Annotated in this window: 15 protein-coding genes and 1 pseudogene; 11 read left to right on the top strand and 5 right to left on the bottom strand. The window is 70.2% G+C overall.

Annotated elements, in window-relative coordinates:
* Nucleotides 1-9: 9 nt before the first annotated feature.
* The 6 genes from ACLQ2W_RS17490 (at nucleotide 10) to ACLQ2W_RS17465 (ending at nucleotide 6,095) form a co-directional block, all read left to right on the top strand.
* The gene (locus ACLQ2W_RS17490; RefSeq protein WP_425787343.1) at nucleotides 10-1,269 is read left to right on the top strand and encodes a lysine N(6)-hydroxylase/L-ornithine N(5)-oxygenase family protein; all 1,260 of its coding nucleotides are present in this window, start codon (nucleotides 10-12) and stop codon (nucleotides 1,267-1,269) included.
* Nucleotides 1,270-1,274: 5 nt separating this feature from the next.
* Complete coding sequence (locus ACLQ2W_RS17485; RefSeq protein WP_281935036.1) at nucleotides 1,275-1,673, top strand: hypothetical protein; 399 nt, start codon at nucleotides 1,275-1,277, stop codon at nucleotides 1,671-1,673.
* Entirely contained in the window at nucleotides 1,666-2,355 is a 690-nt protein-coding gene (locus ACLQ2W_RS17480) for a LysE family translocator (protein ID WP_425787342.1), read from the top strand. Before ACLQ2W_RS17485 ends, ACLQ2W_RS17480 begins: the two co-directional genes overlap by 8 nt.
* A 592-nt stretch (nucleotides 2,356-2,947) precedes the next feature.
* Nucleotides 2,948-4,204 (top strand): ABC transporter substrate-binding protein, encoded by a 1,257-nt coding sequence (locus ACLQ2W_RS17475; RefSeq protein WP_425787341.1) that lies wholly within the window; start codon nucleotides 2,948-2,950, stop codon nucleotides 4,202-4,204.
* 71 nt (nucleotides 4,205-4,275) lie between these two features.
* Nucleotides 4,276-5,229 carry a carbohydrate ABC transporter permease gene (locus ACLQ2W_RS17470; RefSeq protein WP_425787438.1) on the top strand — a complete coding sequence of 318 codons (954 nt, stop codon included), beginning with the start codon at nucleotides 4,276-4,278 and terminating at the stop codon, nucleotides 5,227-5,229.
* A complete protein-coding gene (locus ACLQ2W_RS17465; protein ID WP_425787340.1) occupies nucleotides 5,226-6,095 on the top strand; it encodes a carbohydrate ABC transporter permease in 870 nt (289 codons plus the stop codon). The genes ACLQ2W_RS17470 and ACLQ2W_RS17465 overlap by 4 nt, the downstream gene beginning before the upstream one ends.
* Nucleotides 6,096-6,109: 14 nt before the next feature.
* Here ACLQ2W_RS17465 and ACLQ2W_RS17460 read toward each other — a convergent pair whose 3' ends face one another.
* Nucleotides 6,110-7,639, bottom strand: coding sequence for a glycoside hydrolase family 43 protein (locus tag ACLQ2W_RS17460; RefSeq protein WP_425787339.1), 1,530 nt, complete (start codon nucleotides 7,637-7,639; stop codon nucleotides 6,110-6,112).
* A gap of 77 nt (nucleotides 7,640-7,716) precedes the next feature.
* Between ACLQ2W_RS17460 and ACLQ2W_RS17455 the strand changes: the two genes are divergently transcribed.
* Both ACLQ2W_RS17455 and ACLQ2W_RS17450 read left to right on the top strand, forming a co-directional pair.
* Nucleotides 7,717-9,384, top strand: coding sequence for a CocE/NonD family hydrolase (locus ACLQ2W_RS17455; protein ID WP_425787338.1), 1,668 nt, complete (start codon nucleotides 7,717-7,719; stop codon nucleotides 9,382-9,384).
* A gap of 55 nt (nucleotides 9,385-9,439) precedes the next feature.
* On the top strand, nucleotides 9,440-11,404 hold the full coding sequence (locus ACLQ2W_RS17450; RefSeq protein ID WP_425787337.1) for a right-handed parallel beta-helix repeat-containing protein: 1,965 nt from the start codon (nucleotides 9,440-9,442) through the stop codon (nucleotides 11,402-11,404).
* Between the two features lie 85 nt (nucleotides 11,405-11,489).
* Here ACLQ2W_RS17450 and ACLQ2W_RS17445 read toward each other — a convergent pair whose 3' ends face one another.
* Nucleotides 11,490-12,404, bottom strand: a complete 915-nt coding sequence (locus ACLQ2W_RS17445; protein ID WP_425787336.1) for an AEC family transporter — start codon at nucleotides 12,402-12,404, stop codon at nucleotides 11,490-11,492.
* Nucleotides 12,405-12,566: 162 nt separating this feature from the next.
* On the opposite strand from ACLQ2W_RS17445, the pseudogene ACLQ2W_RS17440 reads away from it, so the two are divergent.
* Nucleotides 12,567-12,749 (top strand): annotated as a pseudogene (locus tag ACLQ2W_RS17440) (carboxylesterase family protein); the annotation flags it as partial.
* 197 nt (nucleotides 12,750-12,946) lie between these two features.
* On the opposite strand, the gene ACLQ2W_RS17435 reads toward ACLQ2W_RS17440, so the two are convergent.
* Nucleotides 12,947-14,686 carry a PQQ-dependent sugar dehydrogenase gene (locus tag ACLQ2W_RS17435; RefSeq protein WP_425787335.1) on the bottom strand — a complete coding sequence of 580 codons (1,740 nt, stop codon included), beginning with the start codon at nucleotides 14,684-14,686 and terminating at the stop codon, nucleotides 12,947-12,949.
* Nucleotides 14,687-14,714: 28 nt separating this feature from the next.
* The gene (locus tag ACLQ2W_RS17430; protein ID WP_425787334.1) at nucleotides 14,715-15,668 is read right to left on the bottom strand and encodes an SMP-30/gluconolactonase/LRE family protein; all 954 of its coding nucleotides are present in this window, start codon (nucleotides 15,666-15,668) and stop codon (nucleotides 14,715-14,717) included.
* Nucleotides 15,669-16,041: 373 nt separating this feature from the next.
* On the opposite strand from ACLQ2W_RS17430, the gene ACLQ2W_RS17425 reads away from it, so the two are divergent.
* Nucleotides 16,042-16,527 (top strand): hypothetical protein, encoded by a 486-nt coding sequence (locus ACLQ2W_RS17425; RefSeq protein WP_425787333.1) that lies wholly within the window; start codon nucleotides 16,042-16,044, stop codon nucleotides 16,525-16,527.
* A complete protein-coding gene (locus ACLQ2W_RS17420) occupies nucleotides 16,524-19,820 on the top strand; it encodes a hypothetical protein (protein ID WP_425787332.1) in 3,297 nt (1,098 codons plus the stop codon). Before ACLQ2W_RS17425 ends, ACLQ2W_RS17420 begins: the two co-directional genes overlap by 4 nt.
* Nucleotides 19,821-19,872: 52 nt before the next feature.
* Here ACLQ2W_RS17420 and ACLQ2W_RS17415 read toward each other — a convergent pair whose 3' ends face one another.
* Nucleotides 19,873-20,922 (bottom strand): trypsin-like serine peptidase, encoded by a 1,050-nt coding sequence (locus tag ACLQ2W_RS17415; RefSeq protein ID WP_425787331.1) that lies wholly within the window; start codon nucleotides 20,920-20,922, stop codon nucleotides 19,873-19,875.
* Nucleotides 20,923-21,245: the final 323 nt, after the last annotated feature.

The following is a 21,245-nucleotide window of genomic DNA, read 5'->3' as shown; positions in this document are numbered from 1 at the left end:
GGCAGAGAGATGACGCAGACATACCACACCGTGGGGATCGGCGCGGGGCCCGCGAACCTGAGCCTCGCGGCGATGTACGACGTGCTCGCGCCGCACGAGATCGCGCTGTTCGAGTCCCGGGACCAGCCGGGCTGGCACGACGGGATGCTGCACAGCGGCGTGCGGATGCAGACCGGCTGGGTCAAGGACCTGGTGTCGCTCTACGACCCGACCCACCCCCTGTCGTTCCTCAACTACCTGGTCACCACCGGGCGGGTCTACGCCCTGCTGGGCGCCGGTTTCGACACGATCCCCCGGATCGAGTACCAGCAGTACCTGAGCTGGGCGGCGGGCCAGTTGCCGAACATCGTCTACGGCACCCGGATCGACCGGGTCGACTTCGACGGCGCGCTGGTCAGCCGCAGCGGTGACATGGCCGTCGCCCGCTCCCGGCACCTGGTGCTCGGCACCGGCACCGTGCCGTTCCTGCCGGACTTCCTCGCCGCCCTGGATCCCCGGCACGTCTTCGTCGCCGACGAGTTGCACCACCGCCTGGCGACCGTGGCCGACGAGCCGGACGCGCCGTGGATCGTGATGGGCAGCGGGCAGACCAGCGCGGAGTGCGTGGCGGCGTTGCTGGCCCGCGGGGTCCGGGACATTCGCTGGATCGGCCGCCGGTCGTGGTTCGCGCCGCTGGAGGACTCCCCCTCGGCCAACGACCTGTACCGGCCGGCCTACCAGGAGGCGTTCCTCAACCTCTCCCGTGACGTGCGGGAACGCCTGGTCTCGGGGCAGATCCTCACCAGCGACGGCATCTCCCCCGGCACGTTGCGCGGCATCTACCAGCACAACTACGAGGAGCGGCTGCGCACGGGCCGGTTCCCGGTGACCATCATGCCGAGCCGCACCGTCACCGCGGCCCGGCAGCTCGACGGGGAGATCGAGCTGGAGTGCCTCACCGCCGGCAGCGGCGAGGAACGGCACCGGGCGGTGCACCTGGTGGTCGCGGCGGGGCGGCAGCAGGCCCCGCTGCCCTTCGACGAGGAGCTGACCGCGCTGGTCGACGTCGACGAGCGGGGTCAGCCCGTCATCGAGTCGGACTACTCGATCCGGTGGAAGCACGCCGACCAGCACAAGATCTTCGTGCTGAACCGGGGGCGTTACGTGCAGGGGCTGGTCGACTCCAACCTGAGCATCCTGCCGGTGCGCAGCGCCATGGTGCTCAACTCGATCGCCGGTCGGGTGGTCTGCCCGTTCCGCGACGAGTTCCTCAGCACCCGGTGGGCGTGACCCCGATGGCCTCCTTCGACTACGACGGCCGGGTCTTCGTCGCCGCCGACCAGGCCGGCACCGACCACGGCACGACCGGCGACGCCGGGCCGCTGACCGGGCACTACCACCAGCGCGGCGACCTGGTCTGGGCCGAGATCACCGGCGGCGCGGTACGGCACGGCTCGCTGGCCGGGACCTGCGACGCCGAGGGGGTGGTGCGCTTCGCCTACCTGGAGGTGCTCACCGACGGCACCATCGTCGTCGGCGAGTGCGTCTCCCGTCCCGAGCGGCTGCCGGACGGGCGGATCCGCCTGCGCGAGCAGTGGCGCCGGCACGGGCCACGCCGAGACAGCGGCGTGTCGGTCATCGAGGAGGCCGTCCCGGCCCTCGTCGCACAGGAAGAGATCCACCAGCATGTCTGACATCCAGCTCGTCAGCTTCGTCGCCGCGAGTATCCTGATCATCGTCGTGCCCGGGGTGGACTTCGCCCTGGTCACCCGGCAGACCGTGCGGTACGGGCGGCGAGCCGGGTTCGTGGTGCTGGCCGGGCTCTTCGTGGCCGCCCTGGTGCACGCCACGCTCGCCACGGCCGGGCTCTCGGCCCTGCTGGTGTCCTCGCCGCGGCTGTACACCGTGCTGCGCATCGCCGGCGCCCTCTACCTGGTCTACCTGGGGGGCAGCATCCTCTGGGCCACCCGGCCCCGTCGCCCCGCGCCGGTCGCGCAGCCGGTCCCGGTGGGCGCCGGCGGGGGCGGCGACACCCCGAGCGCGCCGCCCGAGCCGGCCCCGGCGGCCGACGAGCCGCACGTGGCCCGCCACTCGTTCGTCATGGGCATCACCAGCCAGCTGCTGAACGTCAAGGTGGTCATCTTCTACGTCTCGTTCGTCCCGCAGTTCGTCAAGTCCGGCGACGGCGCGGCGGCCCGCACGGCGGTGCTCGCCGCGACGTTCATCGGCCTCGCCGTGCTCTGGTGGGCGTGCTACATCCTGCTCATCGACCGGTTGCACGCCTGGTTGACCCGCCCGGCGGTGCTCCTGGTCATCGAGCGGCTGACCGGAGTGATCCTGATCGTCCTCGCCGTGCGGATCGCGCTGACCCGGTGAGCACGGCGGTGGCCGGCCCCCGCCTCCGGGGTGCCGGCCACCGCCGCTTGCCCCGCCGGGGAGCGCGACGGCGTCCGCGGGGTTCCAGCCGCCGAGGGCCACGGCGATGCGCTCGGCCTCGGCGGCCAACCGCTGCTCCCGGCACCGGCCCAGGGCCCGCGACCAGCGGCTGCGCGCCTGCCCAGCGTCTGGCGCAGCCGCCCCATCCGCTCCGGGACCCTGACGGGGCGCAGCGGCGTCTTCCAGGTCGAGCAGGAGGGGCGGCGGCTCCTCGTGGTGGCTTTTTCGCGGCGAGTCGCGTTACCTGCTCCGAAACTTTCGGCGCTGTGCCGGTCGGGATGCTGGCCTGCCGTCCGGCGCTCCCGCTGGCAGCGAGGTCATTGACGGATGACCGGGGCACTGAGTAGCCTCAGCAAACAAATCATCAGATGTAAATATCTCGATAATTTTCCGAGGCGACGACATGGCCGCGGCTGACCGTCGGTGAGCCCGTCCGTCGGCTTCCGCCCGCGTGCCCGCTGGTGGGAACCCGTCTCCCTGACTCGCCGCGGTGACCCGACCACCGCCGCTCACGATCATCGATGGAGGGCCGTTGAAACGCGTCCGGAGCACCGCAGCCGTCATCGCCACCGTCGCGCTCCTCCTTGCCGGCTGTGGGGGATCAGACGGCACGTCCGACTCGAAGACCTTCGAGTTCTGGTCGTTCGCCAACATCAACCAGAAGGCCGACGTCGACGTCTACACCAAGGCGCACCCGGATGTGCGCGTCAAGGTCACCGAGGTGGGCACCACGACCGAGACCGCGCAGGCGCTGACCGCCGCGCTGGCCGGTGGCAAGGTGCCCGACCTGGTGCTGATCCAGGCCGACGACCTGCCGAAGTTCATGCAGTCCCCGGACAACTTCGTCGACCTCACCACGCTGGGCGCCGGCGACATCAAGGGCAACTACCTCGACTGGGTGATGTCGCAGGCGACGACCAAGGACGCCAAGATCGTCGGCGTGCCGACCGACGTGGGCGGCTTGGCGGTGGCCTACCGTACCGATCTGTTCAAGGCGGCGGGCCTGCCCACCGACCGGGACGAGGTCGCCAAGCTCTGGCCGACCTGGGACAAGTTCATCGACGTCGGCAGGACATACGTCCAGCAGACCGGGAAGCCGTTCGTGGACAACACGCCGACAAGCGTCTTCTTCCAGGCGGTCAACCAGGGCAGCCAGCGCTACTACACCGCCGACCGCAAGCTGGACTACGACAACGAGCAGGTCAAGGCGGCGTTCGACGTGACGCTGAAGGCCTTCGGCGCGGGCATCTCCGCCAAGCAGGGGTCGTTCTCGTCCGGCTGGACCGCGGCCATGAAGAAGGGCGACTACGCGGTGGTGTGCTCACCGTCCTGGATGCTCAGCCAGATGAAGACGAACGCCCCCGAGACGAACGGCAAGTGGGACATCGCCACCATTCCCGGTGGCTCGGGGAACTGGGGTGGCAGCTTCCTCGCCATCCCCAAGCGCGCCAAGAACGCGAAGGCGGCGTGGAACTACATCTCCGAGATGCAGTCGCCGAAGGGGCAACTGGACCACTTCCTGATGCAGGGGTCGCTGCCCACCACGCCGTCGGTCTACACGGACCCGCAGTTGGTCGGTAAGACCGACCCGTTCTTCAGCAACGCGCCGATCGGCAAGATCTACACCCAGTCGGTGGTGGGGATCAAGCCCTTCTACTTCGGTCCGCAGGACGGCCCCGTCGGCACCGAGTTCCTCAACACGCTCACCAGCGTCGAGCAGGGCAAGGTGAACCCGGCGAACGCCTGGAACACCGCGTTGACAAACGTCAAGAACGCCGTACGCGAATGACGGAGGGCTGACGCGCGGCGGCCGGGCACGGCCCGGCTGCCGCCCATCGGGAAGGTGACGCCTTGACCACCATGCTCACCCCGGCCACCGCCGCACCGGACGTCCGGCGGCCCGATCGCAAGCGGCGGATCCGGCAGGGCGTACGGGAGTCCCTGGCGCCGTACGCGTACATCTCACCGTTCTTCGTGCTCTTCCTGATCTTCGGCCTCTTCCCGTTGCTGTTCACCTTCTACATCTCCCTGTTCGACTGGGACCCCATCGGCGAGCACCGTTTCGTCGGGTTGGACAACTTCTCCGAACTTCTGCACGACCCGCGCTTCTGGGGGGCGCTGCGGAACACGTTCAGCATCTGGGTGCTGTCGACGGTGCCGCAGTTGCTCCTGGCGCTCGGCCTGGCGCACCTGCTCAACCACGCGCGGCTGCGGCTGGCCGCGTTGTTCCGGATGTCGGTGCTCGTTCCCTACGTCACCTCGGTGGCGGCCACGACCATCGTCTTCGCCCAGATGTTCGACCGGGACTACGGCATGATCAACTGGTTCCTCGGGTTGCTGGGCTTCGACCACATCGACTTCACGGCGTCGCTGTGGGGCAGCCACATCATGATCGCCACGATGATCGCCTGGCGCTGGACCGGTTACAACACCCTGCTGTACCTCGCCGCGCTCCAGGCGGTCCCCCGGGAGCTGTACGAGGCCGCCGCCGCCGACGGTGCGAACGGGTGGAAACAGTTCCTGCACATCAGCATCCCCTCGTTGCGGCCGATCATCGCGTTCACCGTCGTGACGTCGACCATCGGCGGGTTGCAGGTCTTCACCGAGCCGCTGCTGGCCAACCCGGTGGGCGGACTCACGTGCGGAGCGGCACGGCAGTGCCAGACCGTCACCCTCTACCTCTACGAGCAGTCCTTCGGGCAGTTCCACTTCGGCTACGGCGCGGCGGTCGGCGTCGCGCTCTTCGTCATCGTGGTGGCCTTCTCCGGACTCAACTACCTGTTGGCCACCCGCATCCGTTCGGAGCGCCGATGAAGCTCACACGCTCGACCGCCGCGCCCGGGCGGGCCAGGCGTCGCTCGGCCAACCGCGTCTCGATCCCGGTGTACGCGCTGCTCACCCTCATGGCGCTCGGCAGCGTCTTTCCGCTCTACTGGATGTTCGTGGTGGCGACCACGGACTCCGCCACCGCGACGACTCTGCCCCCGACGGTCACGCCCGGCGGCAACTTCCTGCACCTGGCGGAGCTGGTCCTCACCATCGTGCCGTTCGTGCAGTCCCTGCTCAACAGCCTCGTCGTCGCCACCACGATCGCCGTGGGCCAGGCGCTGCTCTGCGCGTTGGCCGGCTTCGCCTTCGCCAAGCTGTCCTTCCCGGGCCGCAACACGCTGTTCCTCATCGTCGTGCTGACCATGACGGTGCCGGCGCAGTTGGCCGTGGTACCGCAGTACCTGATCATCTCCCAGCTCAACTGGGTCGACAGCCTTCAGGCGGTGATCGTTCCGGGGTTGGTCAGCGCGTTCGGCATCTTCTGGATGCGCCAGCACATCGGCAGCACCATCGACGACGAGCTGATGCAGGCGGCGCGGGTGGACGGCGCGACCACCTGGCAGATCTTCTGGCGGATAGCCTTCCCGTTGGTCCGCCCGGCGGCGTACGTGCTGGGGTTGTTCACGTTCGTCTACGCGTGGAACGACTTCCTGTGGCCGCTCGTCGTCCTGAAGTCGCCGGAGAACTACACCGTCCAGATCGCCATCAAGGCACTGCAACAGAACCGCGACATCGATCTGGGCCTGGCCATGTCCGGCTCCTTCCTGGCCACCATCCCGCTGCTGGTGCTGTTCGTCTTCGTCGGACGACGTCTGGTGCAGGGCATCATGGAAGGCGCGTTCAAGGGGTGAGCGTGCCGGTCCCGTCATCCGGTCGGCCGGTAGTCGAACCAGTCGAACCCGGCGGTTCCCTCGGTGACGTACATGCCGATGACCCGTCCGGTGAAGCCGGAGGCGACTTCGGTGGACAGGTAGCGCCCGTCCAGCTCCGCCAGGTACGACCAGCCGTCTCCGGTCTCGATCTCGAACCTGATCGTGTCACTGCCGGCGGCCACGACGCCCACGTGGCCCGCCCGCGCGAGATCGTCGGACGAGGTGACCGTCGGAGGCAGCACGTCGGTGCTCCGGATGCTCAGCGCCACGGTCACCGCCTCCGCCGGCACCTGACACTCCCCGAACACCTGGCGGAACGGCCCGACCCGGCCGATGACCCGAGCCTGGCCCCGCGCGAGTTCCAGGTCGTAGTGGTGGGCCTCGTCGATCCTGATCGTCAGGCCGCAGCGGCCCGCGCCGGGATCGACGCGGACGCTGACCCGGCAGTCATGGTGCTGCTGGCGACGGCCGACGATGGTGGCGCCGCTCCGGTCGAGGCTGTCGCCGGTCGCGTGCAGGGTCAGCCAGCCGGGCCGGTCGGTCAACGACCAGGCCGAGGCGGGCCGGTCACGGGGCGAGATCCACTGCGCGCCCAGCCGCTCGTCGTCGAAGTCGTCCCGGTCGTCGGCCCCGCTCGTCCCCGCCGCGCCGGTCCCGGACCGGACGGGATCGACCACCGGCCACCCGTCGACCCAGCGCACCGGCACCAGGAACGTCTCCCGCCCGAGCACGTGGTAGGGCGGCCAGTGCCCCTTGGCCCGGATGCCCAGCAGGACCATCCACCAGCTGCCGTCAGCGGCCTCGACCATGTCGGCATGCCCGGTCGCCTGCACCGGCCGGTCGGTACCGCGATGCGTCAGGATCGGATTGGCCGGCCCGGGCTGGAACGGCCCGCGCGGCGAGCGCGCGCGGGCGACGCTCACCGCGTGGCCGGTGTGGGTGCCGCCCTCCGAGACGAGCAGGTACCACCAGTCGCCGACCCGGTACAGGTGCGGCGCCTCCGGGTACTGGCCACCCGTTCCCGACCACATCGGCACCGGCCCCTCGAAGACCTCTCCGGTATCCGGGTCGATCCGGTACGACTCGACCCCGGACACCGTCAGCCAGCAGGTGCCGTCGTCGTCCCACGCCAGCGACGGGTCCACGTGCGGCAGGTCCAGGTAGACCGGATCCGACCACGGGCCGGCGGGATCGGTCGCGGTGACGATCAGGTGCCGACCGAGCGTGACGTTCGTCGTGACGACCCAGAACCGGTCGTCGTGGTAGCGGATCGTCGGCGCGTAGATGCCCCGCGAGGCCAGCGTGTCGGGGGGCAGCCGAAGCTGGTCGGGGCGGTCGAGCACGTTGCCGATCTGCCGCCAGCCGAACAGGTCCCGACTGTGGAAGATCGGCACACCGGGCGAGTACTCGAAGCTCGAACACACCAGGTAGTAGTCGTCACCGGCGCGGCAGATGCTCGGATCGGGCCAGAAACCCGGGAGGATCGGGTTGCGGTCGCTGAGGGACTCACCGTCGGCGGACATGGCATGAGTGTCGATATCGTGAACCGTCTCGGCAAGCCGGTCGTATCGTCGATCGCCGCCAGCACCGGGGCTGAGTGATGACGAGCCTCCGCCGCCTACTGTCCGGCCGGCTCCGGCGCGCCCGTCGCCGCGCGGCCACAGCGCCGCCGTACGCCTTCACGGTGCGGCGCGGGCTGCGCGTGCCGATGGACGACGGTGTCGAGCTGCGCGCCGACCTCTACCTGCCGCTCGGCACGGTCGAACCGCCGTTGCCCACTGTCGTCGTCCGCTCGCCGTACGGCCGGCACGGCTCGCTCACCCACGCGCCGGCGCTGGCGGGCGAGGGGTTCACGGTTCTGGTGCAGAGCTGCCGCGGTACGGGCGGCTCCGGTGGCAGCTTCCGGCCGCAGCTCGACGAGCAGCGCGACGGCATGGCCACCCACCGGTGGGTACGCCGCCAGCCCTGGTTCAGCGGCACGGTCGCGACGTACGGGGAGAGCTACCTCGGCTACGTCCAGTGGGCCGTGGCGGGACGGATGTGCCGGGACGATCCGGGGCACGCGCCGGACGCTCTGTGCCTGAACGTCACGATGGCCGACTTCGGCGCGGTCACCTGGAACAACGGCGCCTTCTCGCTGGGCGGCTCGCTCGGCTGGTCGCGCCGGATGGCGCTGAGGGGCGTGCGTGGCGCCCTGGTCCGGGCGCGGCTCGCGCGGTGGCCGGACCGGAAGCTGGCCGAAGCCTTCGACGTCCTGCCCCTGTCCCGCGCGGACACCGTCGTGGCCGGCCACCCGATCGCCTGGTACCAGGACTGGCTGGCCCACGAAAAGCTCTCGGACGACTACTGGACCCGGCAGTCGCACACCGCGTCGGTGCCCGACGTCACCGCGCCCGTGTACATGGCCACCGGCTGGTACGACATCTTCCTTCCCTGGCAGTTGCGCAACTACGCCCAACTCGTCGCGGCCGGTCGCCCGCCGCGGCTCACCATCGGTCCGTGGGGCCACCGCGGCGACCGGAGTCCGTTCCTCGCCGAGTCGATCGCGTTCCTCAAGGAACACTTCGCCGGCGTGCCCGCGGCCCGCCCGGTGCCCGTGCGCGCCTTCCTCACCGGCGCGGATCAGTGGCGCGAGCTGCCCGCGTGGCCGCCGCCGGGCACCGTCGCGCAGCGGTGGTACCTGCATCCGGACGGGTTGCTCGACGCGGCGGTCCCCGCCGGGGGCAGCACCCGCTACACCTACGATCCGGACCGGCCCACGCCCGCGCTCGGTGGTCCCGGCCCGGCTCCGGGGCCGGTCGACAACAGCGCCCACGAACGCCGCGCCGACGTGGTCGTCTTCCGCGGTCCGCCGCTGGAGCACGCTGTCGTCCTCGCCGGGGAGCCGGTCGCCCACGTGCGGTTCCGCTCGACGGCGGCCAGCGCGGACGTGTTCGTCCGGATCTGCGACGTGCACCCCGACGGCCGCTCGATGAGCGTGTGCGACGGCATCCGCCGCCTCGGCGGCGTCGGCACCTCGGCCACCGACCCGCGGCCCGACGAGGACGGTTTCGTCGAGCTGGCGGTGCCGTTGTGGCCGGCGTTCCACCGCTTCGCCGCCGGCCATCGCGTCGCCGTGCAGGTCAGCTCCGGAGCGCATCCGCGCTACGCCCGCAATCCCGGCAGCGGCGAACCGGCCGCCACCGCGACCACGACGGTACGGGCGCGGCAGGAGATCTCGCACGACGGCGCCCACCCGTCCCGGCTCGACCTGCCGGTGTGGACGTGACCGGGCGCGAACGTGTCGACAGCTACGTGACCACTCGTCAGGAGGGGCTCCCCGGATGACATCCGTATTCCATGTGGCGACCACCGGTTCGGATCGCGCCGACGGCTGCGCCGCGCGGCCGTTCCGGACGATCAACCGGGCGGCCGGCGTCGCGCAGCCCGGTGACACCGTGGTGGTGCACGCGGGGGAGTACCGCGAGTGGGTGAGGCCACGCCACGGCGGTCTCAGCGACTCCCGCCGCATCACCTACCAGGCCGCGCCCGGCGAACACGTGGTGATCAAGGGATCGGAGCGGGTCACGGGCTGGGAACCGCTCGGCGGCACGGTGTGGCGGGCGGTCGTCGACAACGCGCTGTTCGGCGCGTTCAACCCGTTCGCCGAGGAGGTGGCCGGCGACTGGATCGTGTACGGCACGGGTGCGCCGCGCCGGCACCTCGGCGACGTCTATCTGAACGGTGTGAGCTTCTTCGAGGTGGCCAGCCGGGCGGAGGTCGACGCTCCGCCCCGGCGCACCGAGGTCGTCGACGACTGGACCAGGGTGACCCGGCCGGTCGGCGACCCCGACCAGACCCGGCTCGTCTGGTATGCCGAGGTCGGCGCGCAGACGACGATCTGGGCCAACTTCCAGGGCGCCGACCCGAACACGGAGCTGGTGGAGATCAACGTACGCCGCAGCGTCTTCTACCCGGAGCAGCCGCACCTGGACTACCTCACGGTCCGTGGCTTCGAGCTGGCGCACGCGGCCAGCCCGTGGGCGCCGCCGACCGCCGACCAGCCGGGCCTGATCGGACCCAACTGGGCGAAGGGATGGGTCATCGAGGACAACGTGATCCATGACGCCAAGTGCGCGGCGATCTCGATCGGGAAGGAGGGGTCGACCGGGCAGAACCACTCGGCTCTGCGCGGCGACAAACCGGGCTACCAGTACCAGGTGGAGTCGGTCTTCGCGGCCCGCGGGATCGGGTGGGACCGCGAGCACATCGGCTCGCACGTGATCCGACGCAACACGATCTACGACTGCGGCCAGAACGCGATAGTCGGTCACCTCGGGTGCGTGTTCTCCACGATCGAGGACAACCACATCTACCGCATCGGCGTGAAGCGCGAGTTCTACGGATACGAGATCGCCGGCATCAAGCTGCACGCCGCCATCGACGTGGTGATCCGGCACAACCGGATCCACGACTGCTCGCTGGGCACCTGGCTGGACTGGCAGGCGCAGGGCACCCGGCTGTCCCGCAACGTCTACCACGACAACTGCCGGGACCTCTTCGTCGAGGTCAGCCATGGCCCCTACCTGGTCGAGCACAACATCTTCGGCTCGCCCGCCTCGCTGGAGCTGTTCAGTCAGGGAGGCGCCTTCGTCCACAACCTGATCTGTGGCACCGTGCGGCTGGAGCCGGTGCTGGACCGCGCCACGCCCTATCACCTGCCGCACAGCACCCAGGTCGCCGGGTACGCGGTGATCTACGGCGGCGACGACAGGTACGTCGGGAACCTCTTCCTGGGCGGCGACCCGGGCGCGGCCTACGGGGCGGGCGCGGAGGGCGACGGGCCACCGCTGGCCGGCACCGCCGGATACGACGGCCATCCCGCGTCGTTCGAGGAGTACCTGGCCCGCCTCGCCGACCAGCCGCCCAGCGACCAGCAGAAGTACCTCGACGTGAAACAACCGGTGTACGCCCGCGCGAACGCCTACACCGCGGGCGCCCGGCCGTTCGAGGGTGAGCGCGAGCCGTGGGTGCTGGGCGCCGCGACAGCCACAGTTGTCGACGAGGACGACGCGGTCTGGCTCGTCACGGATCTCCCCGAGGCGTTCGACGAGGCCCGAGTCGGTGTGGTCACCGGCCGGGAGCTGGAACGGGTCCGGTGCGCCGACGCGGAGTTCGAGGAGGTCGACGGCAGCCCCGCCGTCATGGACATCGACCTGTCGGGCGCCCCCCGGCAACCTGGACGAGACGGTGCCGTCGGCCCGCTCGCGCGCCTTCGGTCCGGGCCACGCCGAACGCGCGTCTTCTGACCACGGTGGCCCCCGGGTCGCGCGGTGCCGGTCCGCGCCCGGTCCGCTGGGCCTGCTCGTGAACCTGGGTGCGCCGGCTGACGGCCTACCCGAGCAGTGCCACCGCCGCGGCCAGGGTGGCCAGGGACAGCGTCGTGGTCATCACCACCGCCCGATTGGCCACCGCCTCGCCGACGCCGTACTCCTGGGCAATGATGAACGTGTTCTGCGCGGTCGGCAGGCCCGCGCACACCACCACGGCGAGCAACTGCGGCGCGGACAGGTGCAGGACCAGCCCGGCCGCGTACGCGATGACCGGCTGTGCGACGAGCTTCAGCGCGGTGATCGCGGCCAGCGCGGCCGGCTCGGCCCCTGACGGCGATGCGTGGTGCAGCGACGCGCCGAGCGCGACCAGGGCGGTCGGAACCGCGGCGCCCGCCAGCAGGGTGAGCGACGCGTCGGCCGCCGACGGCAGGCGCAGGCCGGCAGCCGAGCACGCGACACCGAGCAGCGACGCCAGGATCACCGGGTTGCGCGCCGGTAGGGAGGCGATCCGGCGGATCCGTACCCGCCCGGCCGGGTTGCGGTGCCGGTCCAGGGCGACCAGGACCATCGGCGTCACCACCAACACCTGCCACAGCACCACCTCCGCCAGGAACGACACGTCGCCGAGAACCTGCGTGGCGATCGGGATGCCGAGGTTCGCCGAGTTCACGTACCCGGCGACCATGCCCCAGACCGGCCGCTCGCCGCGCCCGCGACCGAACAGCCGGCTCGCGCCGAGCCACCCGGCCCCGACGACCGCGGCCGTGCTCACCCCGAAAGCGAGCATCGAGCGACCGGCGAAGCCGGACAGCGGCATTCGGGACAGCGTCAGGAACAGGGCGGACGGCATCGCGAGGTGGAACACGAACCGGCCGAGCACCGCCGCCGCCGCCTCACCCAGCAGGCCCTGGCGACAAGCCGCGTAGCCGACCGCGGTGAGGATCCAGATCGGTACGAACGCCGAGATCAAGGTCATGCAAGGGTCCTGTCCGCTTGCGGGCCTCGTACAGCTTGACCGACTCCACCGGCCGACCCGGTCCCGGCGCGGCGACGTGCACACCGTGAGAGTCGGGTACGGCTGCCGGTTCGCCGCCGCGGGTGTGCGGTCGGAGCCGGTGATCTGGACGCACGCGTCGGCATGTCCGGCCTTCCCGAGTACGACGGTTGCCGGCTCGCGCGGGACGACGGCGTCGTCGTCGTGACGTTCAACTACCGTGTGGGTGTCGAGGGCTTCGCGCAGATCGAGGGCGCTCCCGCCAATCGCGGGTTGCTCGATCAGATCGCCGCTCTCGAATGGGTACGCGACAACATCCGGGCCTTCGGCGGCGAACCCGACCGGGTGACGGTCTTCGGCCAGTCGGCCGGTGGCGGGTCGACATCAGAGCGAGATCCCGTTGGGCAAGCCGGCAGGCGGCCCGGTGGTGCCGGTGGATCGGATGCTGCGGGGACCGTTCGGAGGGTGCCCGCGCGACGCGGACACCCTCCGAGGGCTGGCGGTGCCGGGTTCCCGGCTCGCCCTCAGCTCGTGGGGCCGGACGCCGCCCCACCGAGAGTCACCTTGAGGATCTTCTCGTTGCTGTTGTTCGGAGTGCTGTCCTTGTCCCCGCCGGTGCTCGTGGTCAGCCACAGGTTGCCGTCGACCGTCGGTTCGACGGTGCGCAGCCGGAAGTACGTCCCGACGAAGTACTGCTGGACGTTGGTGAGCGTGTTGCCGCTGATCTCCGCGCGGTACATCCGGTTGCCACGCAGGCAGGCGATGTAGAGCACGTCCCGGACGATCGCGATGCCGCTGCACGAGGCGTCGGCCACCGGGTACGTCCGGACCGGGGCCCTGAAGCTCGGGTTGGCGCAGTCGCCGGAGGTGCCCTCGCAGGCGGGCCAGCCGTAGTTGCCGCCCTTGACGATGATGTTGGTCTCGTCCATGACGTTGTTGCCGAACTCCTGCTCGAAGAGCCGGCCCTGGGAGTCGAAGGCGAGTCCCTGCGGGTTGCGGTGGCCGTAGCTCCACACGTGGTTGCCGAAGGGGTTGTCCGCCGGCACGGTGCCGTCGGGGTTGAGCCGCAGCACCTTGCCGCCCAGGTTGTTGGTGTCCTGGGCCACGTCCGGGTCCTGTCCGTCACCGGCGGCGGCGTAGAGCTTGCCGTCGGGGCCGAAGCGCAGCCGGCCGCCGTTGTGGTACTTGTTGCGCGGGATTCCCGTGACGAGCACCTGCTCGGTGTTGGTTTGCAGCGTGCCGTCGTAGCGGATGCGCACGATCCGGTTGTCGGTCGTGGTGGTGTGGTAGATGTACAGCCAGTGGTCGGTGGTGAAGGTGGCCGAGACGGCCAGCCCGAGTACGCCGCCCTCGCCGTTGGTGCCGGCCACGTTCGGCACGGTGCCGATGCTGTGCTTGTCGGTGCCGTCCGGGTTCATGGCGACGATGTCGAACAGGTCGCGCCGGCCGTAGAGGACCGTGCCGTCGGGCAGTTGCACCAGGCCCCAGGGCAGGTCCTTCTCGGTGGTGATCACGGTGGCGCCGCAGATCGGGCTCGTGCATCCCGAGCCGGTGTGCGCGGTGACCGCGGCGCTCGCCCCCGAGACATTGCCCTGGGCGTCCCGGGCGGTCACGGTGTACCGGTAGTCGGTGTCGGACGTCAGCCCGGTGTCGGTGAACGTGGTCGCCGGCGGGTTGCCGGCGGTGCCGGTGGTGGAGCCGACCGCCGTACCGTTGCGCAGGATGGTGTATCCGGTGACCGCGACGTTGTCGGTGGAGGCCGACCAGGTGAGGGTCACGTCCGTGCCGTTGACCGTCGCGGCCAGGTTGGTCGGCGTGCTGGGCGGAGACGTGTCCTGCTGGCAGAACGGCGGCGTGACCGAGAGCGTGGAGCTGGCCTGCGAGACGTTGCCGGCGGCGTCGCGGGCGTTGACGTACCAGCCCCAGGTGACACCCTGCACGACGCTGAGCGTGGCGGTCAGCGTCCGTCCCGAGACCGAGGTGACGAGCTGGCCGTCGTGGTAGATGTCGTAGAAGGCGACGCCGACGTTGTCCCGGGAGGCGTACCAGGAGAGCGTGACGGACTGGCAGGTCAGCCGGGTGCTGCGCAGGCCGGTCGGCCGGGTGGGCGGGCTGGTGTCGGCGGCGAGCCGGGCCGCTGGCCGGCTCCCGGTCGCCGGCGCGGCCGGCGCGGCGTTGGCGGGTACGCCGGTCAGGATGGTGCCGGCGCAGATCAGCAGGGCGAGCGGGACGCGGTGTGGGAGCTGGCGAGGAATAATCCGCACGGGTGCTTTTCCTTCCCGGGGTTCTTGGTCAGTACGGGTAGCCGGGGACGTTGAGTCGCACGCTGTACAGGCCGGAGTCGTTCGTTCGGCCGGAGGTGATGTAGAGGGTCTGCCGGTCGGGTCCGCCGAACGCCGCGTTGGTGGTGCCGGCGCCGCCGGAGCGGATCGTGCCGAGCTGCGCGCCGGCGGGCGAGTAGACGTGGATCAGCCCGTCCGAGCCGGAGGCCCAGTAGACGTTGCCGGCGCAGTCGATGGTGACCCCGTCGGGACCGCCGAGGTAGGTCACGAAGACGCTGCGGGCGCCGGTGCTGCCGTCGGGCTGGACGACGTACTTGTAGATCTTGTTCTCGGAGTAGGCGCCCACGTAGAGCGTGCTGCCGTCCGGGGAGAGCGCGATGCCGTTGGGTTGCCGCAGCCGGTCGTCCACCAGCGACACCTGGCCGCCGGAGACGCGGAAGACACTGGTACGTCCGCTCATCTGGTCGGGCCGGTTGCCGCGCTGGAAAGTGGGGTCGGTGAAGTAGACGACGCCGTCGGAACGGACCGCGACGTCGTTGGGTGAGTTGAACGCCCGGCCCTGGTAGTCGGCGGCGACGGTGCTGCGGGCCTGGTCGCTGAGCCGGTATGCGGAGACGTTCCGCTGGTCGTGGGTGGCGGCGATGATCTGCTGGGCGTCGGGGCTGAGCGCCAGGCCGTTGCTGCCGGCGTTGGCGATGAAGGTGTCGAAGGTCGCCGGCGGGGTGAACCGGCGGATCGTGGAGGGCTGCACGTTGTTCGGCCCGGTGCCCGCGGCCATGTCGGACATCAGCAGGTAGCCGCGGTCGGCGATCCAGACCGGTCCTTCGAGGAACGAGAACCCGCTCTGGATCTTCGTCGCGGACACGGAGTTGGCCGGCAGGGGTGGGCCGTACCCGGTGCCGCCCGGGCAGACCCCGGGGGGCGCGCCGGGTGGACCGGCGAGCAGGTTGATGTGAGCGTTCACATCAGTGGCACGCCGAGGTGCCGGGAGTGCGGCACCGGCGGGGCCTGGTGCGGTGGTGAGAGCGAGGCACAGGCCGGTGAGTGCGGCGATGGTTGGACGCCAGGTCATCGGGTACTCCCATCGGGGTTGGTGAATGCGAGGCCCGTGGTCGCCAGTGAGCTGGCCTCGGCCGCCGACGCATCTCATTGATAAACATCGATGTTTACGTGACGCAGCTTAGGCGAGAAAGCAGCGCGCCGCATCAGTTCGCCACGATCACCTTCGGCGCATGCCCCGAAGGCGCCCGATGATCTGGCCGGGTCGCTGGGGGCGGCAGAATTGGTGCGGGCGGTTTCCACGGCATCGACTGGCGAGAACCCTGCACAGTGGTGTCGTGGCGAAGGACGGGCCAGCTCGAGATGTGATTGTGGGTGGGAAAGGGGTTTCCATGGCACTCGCACAGCGACGGATCGGCTCCGCAGGGCTGTTGGTGGTGGTCACCGCGGTGGCCGGGGTGGCGACGAATGTGGTGACCGACAGCGGCGGTTGGGCGTGGGGCGTCGCTCTGGGTGTCGCGGTGGCGTCCGCCGCCGGACTGCAGATGTGGCTCACCTCAGGTGAACACGCCACGGACGAGCCGCCCGAGGTGTCCGAGTCGGCCACCGGGCCGGTGGTGGCGTCCGGCCCGGCCGCGGTGTCGGTCGGCGGTTCGCTGACCCGCGGCGCTCGCATCGTCACCAACGGTTCCGGTCCGGTGGCGCCACCGGAACCGACGCCGCACGACGGCACCACCGCGCGTGGGCCGGGCGCGGTGGCGATCGGCCGCGACGCCGCAGGCGAGATTCAGGCAACCGGCAAGATCGTCGATGAGGGGTCGTGACCGAACCAGCGCGTATCGCCCACGCGTCCGGTGCCGGTTCGGTCGCCGTCGCCGGAGATGTCGTCAACAGCACCATCACCACCTACGCGACGACCGTTCCCGACCTGCCGATCGAGGTCGCCTTTCTCGATCCCGCCCCGATCTTCGCCGACCTGGAGACCGATCGGTTTGTCGGGCGGGAGTGGCTGGTCGTCGAACTCGATGACTTCCTGCGGCGCCATGCCTGCGGCTACTTCTGGCTCGAGGCCGATGCCGGGGTGGGTAAGTCGGCGCTGGCAGCCCGGCTCGTGTCGGACCGAGGCTGGCTGTGTCACTTCGCGCGGCAGAGCTCCGGCCGTAGCGCCGTGGCGCGGCAGAACCTGGCCGCGCAGGTACTCCGGCGGTTTCCGCACACCGGCCTCGCGGCCGCCGGCATTGTCCCGGCCTGGGCGACGACGCCGGAGGGTTTCGGTGTGTTCCTGGCCTCGGCCGCGAGCCGCCTGGCCGCCACCGGTGAGCGGATCGTCCTGGTGATCGACGGGCTCGACGAACTGGACGGGGACGCCGACCAACTCCCGCTGGGCCTGCCCGCGGTGTTACCTGAAGGCGTCTTCGTCATCGGCACCTACCGCACGGGATACCCACCCGCCGTTGCCGACAGCGCGCACACCACCTTGACCATCGCGGCTCAGGACGAGCGTAACCGTGCTGACCTACGAACCTTCCTCGACCGGGCGGTGCGGGAGCCACCGCTTCGGCACGCCCTCGACGCCGCCGGTGTGGACCGTCAGCAGTTCATCGACCGCCTGGCCGTCGCCTGCCAGGGCATCTGGATATATCTGCGCTACCTGCTGGCCGAGATCAAGCTCGGGCTGCGTGGCTTCGACGATATCGATGATCTGCCCGGCACCCTATGGGATTACTATCTGCGTCAGCTTCACCGTTGGCGGGCAGGACGCCCCTGGGAGCACCGTCTCCCGATCCTCGGCGTGCTCACCGCCGTCGACGAGCCGATCACCGCCCAGGCCGTCGCGGATCTGACGGACGGCGATGTGGCTGCCGTCCGACGGTTCTGCGACGGCCCGCTCCGCCCGTTCCTCACTGTTGCCGGCCGGCCCCGGGCCTACCGCATCTATCACGTCAGCCTCCGACAGTTCCTCAACGGGCGCCTGCCCGCCGGTCCCACGCCGGACGACCGGGAGGTCGTCGCGGCGGAGCTGACCGACGCGGTCCGGCAGGCGCACAGCCGGTGTGCCGACGCCTGTCAGGTGGCACCTGTCTCGTTCGGCGACGGCTATGTGACCCGGCATCTGGTCCGGCACCTGGCAGCGTCCGGCCGGATGTCCGAAGTCCACGACCTTCTCGCCCGCGGCAGCACCGATGCGGACGGCCGGCCGGCGAACCTCTGGTACGCCACGCACCTGGCAGCGGCGTCCGGCGACACCTACCTTCTCGACGTGGGCTCGGCGCTGGACGATGCCGTCCGGGCCGTCGACACCGCGCTCGCCGCCGGCCAGCCGCCGCAGCGCCTGCCCGAGGAACTGCGCTACCGGCTCATCCAGGTCAGCGTGCACGACATCGCCAACCGCATCCCCGCCGCACTGCCCGGCGCGCTCGTCGGCGAAGGTCTGTGGGGACTGTTCCGGGCGGCCACGCTGGTGCGCTGGATGACGCAGCCGACCGACCGCGCCCGCGCCCTCGCCGGGCTCTGCCCATACGTCCCGGAGCCTGATCGTCCCAGCCTGGTCGCCGAAGCCCTGGTGTCGGCGAACGCCATCCCGGTGACCTACGCGAACGCCTGGGACATCGCGGCGGCGCTGGGCCAGATCGCCGCGGTCGCACCACCCGCGCTGCTGGACCGCGTCTGGGAGGCCGCGTGCCGGATCAGGGACCACGACTTCGGTCCCTGGATACGTGCCGTCGTGCTGCCGCACCTGCCACTGCCCGAGCGCCGAACGGCCACCGCAGAGGCGCTCGGCAGCGACTTCGGCTATCTCGGCGCCCTGATACCGATCCTCGTGGAGGCTGCCCCGGACCCGGCGCGACTACTCCGTCCACGGCTCAACCTGGCCGAACTGTCGATCGACGCGTTACGCGAACTGAAGGAGCTTCTGCCGGCCGCGGCACGGCCCGAGGTGCTGGCGGCGTATCACCGCACGGGAAACCTCTCCGAGCCGGCCCGGAGCACGGCGCGCGCCACGCTGACCGTTCTGTTGAACGAGAACGAGCGTTCCCAACGGTGCCGAAAATTGCTGACGGCGTACGGGAATGAGGAAGCAAGCCTCAAGATCGCGCCGGATCTGCTCCGGCTGGTGCCACCCGCCCTGCACCCGGCGTTGTTCGATCGGATCCGCAACGACCGAGGGAGCATGGATATCACCGAAGCCGTGGAAGAGGAAATGGCCATGGCGTCCGGGCACACCGCGGACTGGAACGACGTCATGGCCCGCCAGCAGATACTTGCCGAACGCCTGGTCTGCGTCGCGGACCTGCTGCCGGACGACATCCTCGACGAGGCGGTCAGCCGGGTCGCCGCCTCGACCCGCGGGGGTTCCCATCACTTCCCGCTGCCCCTGCCCCGTCTCGCGCAGGCTGCGGCGGTCCTGCCGGACCGGCACCTGCCGGTCCTGATCGCTTCGGCTGGCCCGGTCGAGCTGGCCGTACTCGCGTCGGCCGTACCGGAGAAACATCTCGATGCCGTGCTGCGGCAGGCGCATGACGATCCGGCTGTGGCGGCGGCTGTCGTTCCCCGGATCACCGACCCGGTGCGGCGCCGTACCTTGCTGTCCGACGCGATCAACCGGGTGATGGAGCCGCAGAAGCCCAGCCCGGTCTCGCTGGCCGCGTTCCGGAACTCGCCGCCGCCCACGACCGACACCCCCCAGCCGTCCAGCTACGACGAACCGGACCTCGCCGTCATCGCCCGGCTGACCGACGAAGCGCCCGGACTGGACGCCGGAAAGATCCTTGACCGGGCCGCCGTCCTTGCCCGCACGGCATGGTGGCTCAGGCCCTCCGCCGTGGCGGCAGTCGGGCCCGGACTACGGCCAGAGGCGCTCGAGGAGGCCATGCGACAGTTCCAGCCGGACGAGCAGACGAAGGTGGCGCCGGTGATGGTCGGGCTGGCCGCTGCCGCACCCGGCGTCGGCGACGTCGAGCTGCTCGCGTTTCTGCGCCGGATGCTGCCGGAGAACAACCGGGCCGCGTTCATGGAAATGCTCGACGTCGCGGCATCGCGGCTGGCCCGGATAGCCGGCCCGGCCCACGCGACCACCTGTGCCACCGCGATCGAGGAGTGTTTCGCCTGGTGGTGACGGCAGCCCGCCGGGCGCGTGACGACGCACCCGGCGGGCAGTTCCGGCAGGATCAGGAAGAGATGTTGCGAACGGTGTTGTAGAGGCCCGCCACCTGGTTGCCGTAGTACGGCGAGTACATGTACTGCGGAAGGTTGTTGTACTTGAAGTCGTTGTGCCCGTTGATGAGGCCCCAGTTGCCGTCGAACGCCATGAGCCAGGGGCCACCCGAGGAGCCACCGGTCATGTAGTTCGTCATGTAGATGGTGCCGCCGCCACCGTCGTAGGTCGGGCCGTTCTCGGCCCAGAGGGTCTGCCCGTTGAACGGGGAGGCCTGCGGGTATCCGAAGGCGTAGTCGTACTGGCCGACCGCCTGGTTCCAGGCGATGCCCTGGCCACCGAGGTAGTCGGTGATCCGCCAGCCGTTGACCCGTCCGATGACCGCCGAGCCGACGTCGTTGGCGAAGTCGGCGTTGTTGTTGTACCAGGCGCTGGTGGTCCAGAGCCCGGTGGCGTACCAGTAGCCGTACGGCGCCGAGCCGTTGACGTAGTTCGGGACGAAGGCCCAGTTCGTGGCCCACTGGAGGTTGCCGGTCATGCAGTGCCCGGCGCTCCACACCGAGGACTTGCCCTCGGTGTTCACGACCGCGGCCGAGCAGACGTAGTTGAGGCCGCTGAGCGTGAAGAAGACCTTGCCGGTGGTCCGGGCGGTCGGGTGTCCGACCGGGTATGCCGGATCGTAGGCGTTGGTGCCCATCTCGGGCAGGTCAGCTCGGGGCTTGGTCACGGGCGGAGCCGGCGCCACGCGGCCCGCCGCGCCCTGCGGACGGCTCGCAGCGCCGGTGACCTGGCCGAGGCGGGCGTTCTTCACCGCCGGGATCTCGCTTTCCGGCAGCGCCGCGCGCATCCGATCCGGGGTCCAGTAGGCGGCCAGCGCGGCGGCGCGGGCGTCGACGCCGGTGCCGTGGGCGGTGCGGGCGACCTCGGGGCTCAGTTGCGCGACGACGCCGACGACGCCCTGGTGGGACGTGTCGGGCTTCGCCTGGGCGGCGCCCGCGGTGGTGAGCGTCACCGCGGACAACGCGGTGACCAGCGCGAGGCTGCTCAGCAGTCTCCGGGACATTCTCCCTGCCTCTCCGGGTGGGGTGTGGGGGAGACAGAAAGATACGACGGAGAAGCGGGAAAGCAGTCATCAAAATGCGCCGGATGACAGTTGGAGGAAGATGTCGCCAAGCGAGCAAACATTGACCTGCTTGACTGAGATGGGTAAAGCGGTGTTACTCCCGACATTACGCCAAGCAAGCAGTGTGAATTAATATCGATGTCATCAATTTTTATCAGAGTTGGCCTCGGTCAGCGCTTGGCTGAAGTCATGGTAGATCACTTATGCGCTTGATCCAACCGCCACCTCGGCTTGTGAAGTGCGGCGGCGTCCGTCGCAGTTAT

This window comes from Micromonospora sp. DT227, from assembly GCF_049841835.1.
GTDB lineage: Bacteria > Actinomycetota > Actinomycetes > Mycobacteriales > Micromonosporaceae > Micromonospora.
Note: the sequence above shows the minus strand (reverse complement) of the source record. Positions and strands in the feature narration are given on the sequence as shown.

Bases quoted from the DNA above. Each gene is read 5' to 3' on its own strand.
- ACLQ2W_RS17490 (WP_425787343.1), top strand. From the start codon at position 10: ATGACGCAGACATACCACACCGTGGGGATCGGCGCGGGGCCCGCGAAC.
- ACLQ2W_RS17485 (WP_281935036.1), top strand. From the start codon at position 1,275: ATGGCCTCCTTCGACTACGACGGCCGGGTCTTCGTCGCCGCCGACCAG.
- ACLQ2W_RS17480 (WP_425787342.1), top strand. From the start codon at position 1,666: ATGTCTGACATCCAGCTCGTCAGCTTCGTCGCCGCGAGTATCCTGATC.
- ACLQ2W_RS17470 (WP_425787438.1), top strand. From the start codon at position 4,276: ATGCTCACCCCGGCCACCGCCGCACCGGACGTCCGGCGGCCCGATCGC.
- ACLQ2W_RS17465 (WP_425787340.1), top strand. From the start codon at position 5,226: ATGAAGCTCACACGCTCGACCGCCGCGCCCGGGCGGGCCAGGCGTCGC.
- ACLQ2W_RS17460 (WP_425787339.1), bottom strand. From the start codon at position 7,639: ATGTCCGCCGACGGTGAGTCCCTCAGCGACCGCAACCCGATCCTCCCG.
- ACLQ2W_RS17455 (WP_425787338.1), top strand. From the start codon at position 7,717: ATGACGAGCCTCCGCCGCCTACTGTCCGGCCGGCTCCGGCGCGCCCGT.
- ACLQ2W_RS17450 (WP_425787337.1), top strand. From the start codon at position 9,440: ATGACATCCGTATTCCATGTGGCGACCACCGGTTCGGATCGCGCCGAC.
- ACLQ2W_RS17445 (WP_425787336.1), bottom strand. From the start codon at position 12,404: ATGACCTTGATCTCGGCGTTCGTACCGATCTGGATCCTCACCGCGGTC.
- ACLQ2W_RS17415 (WP_425787331.1), bottom strand. From the start codon at position 20,922: ATGTCCCGGAGACTGCTGAGCAGCCTCGCGCTGGTCACCGCGTTGTCC.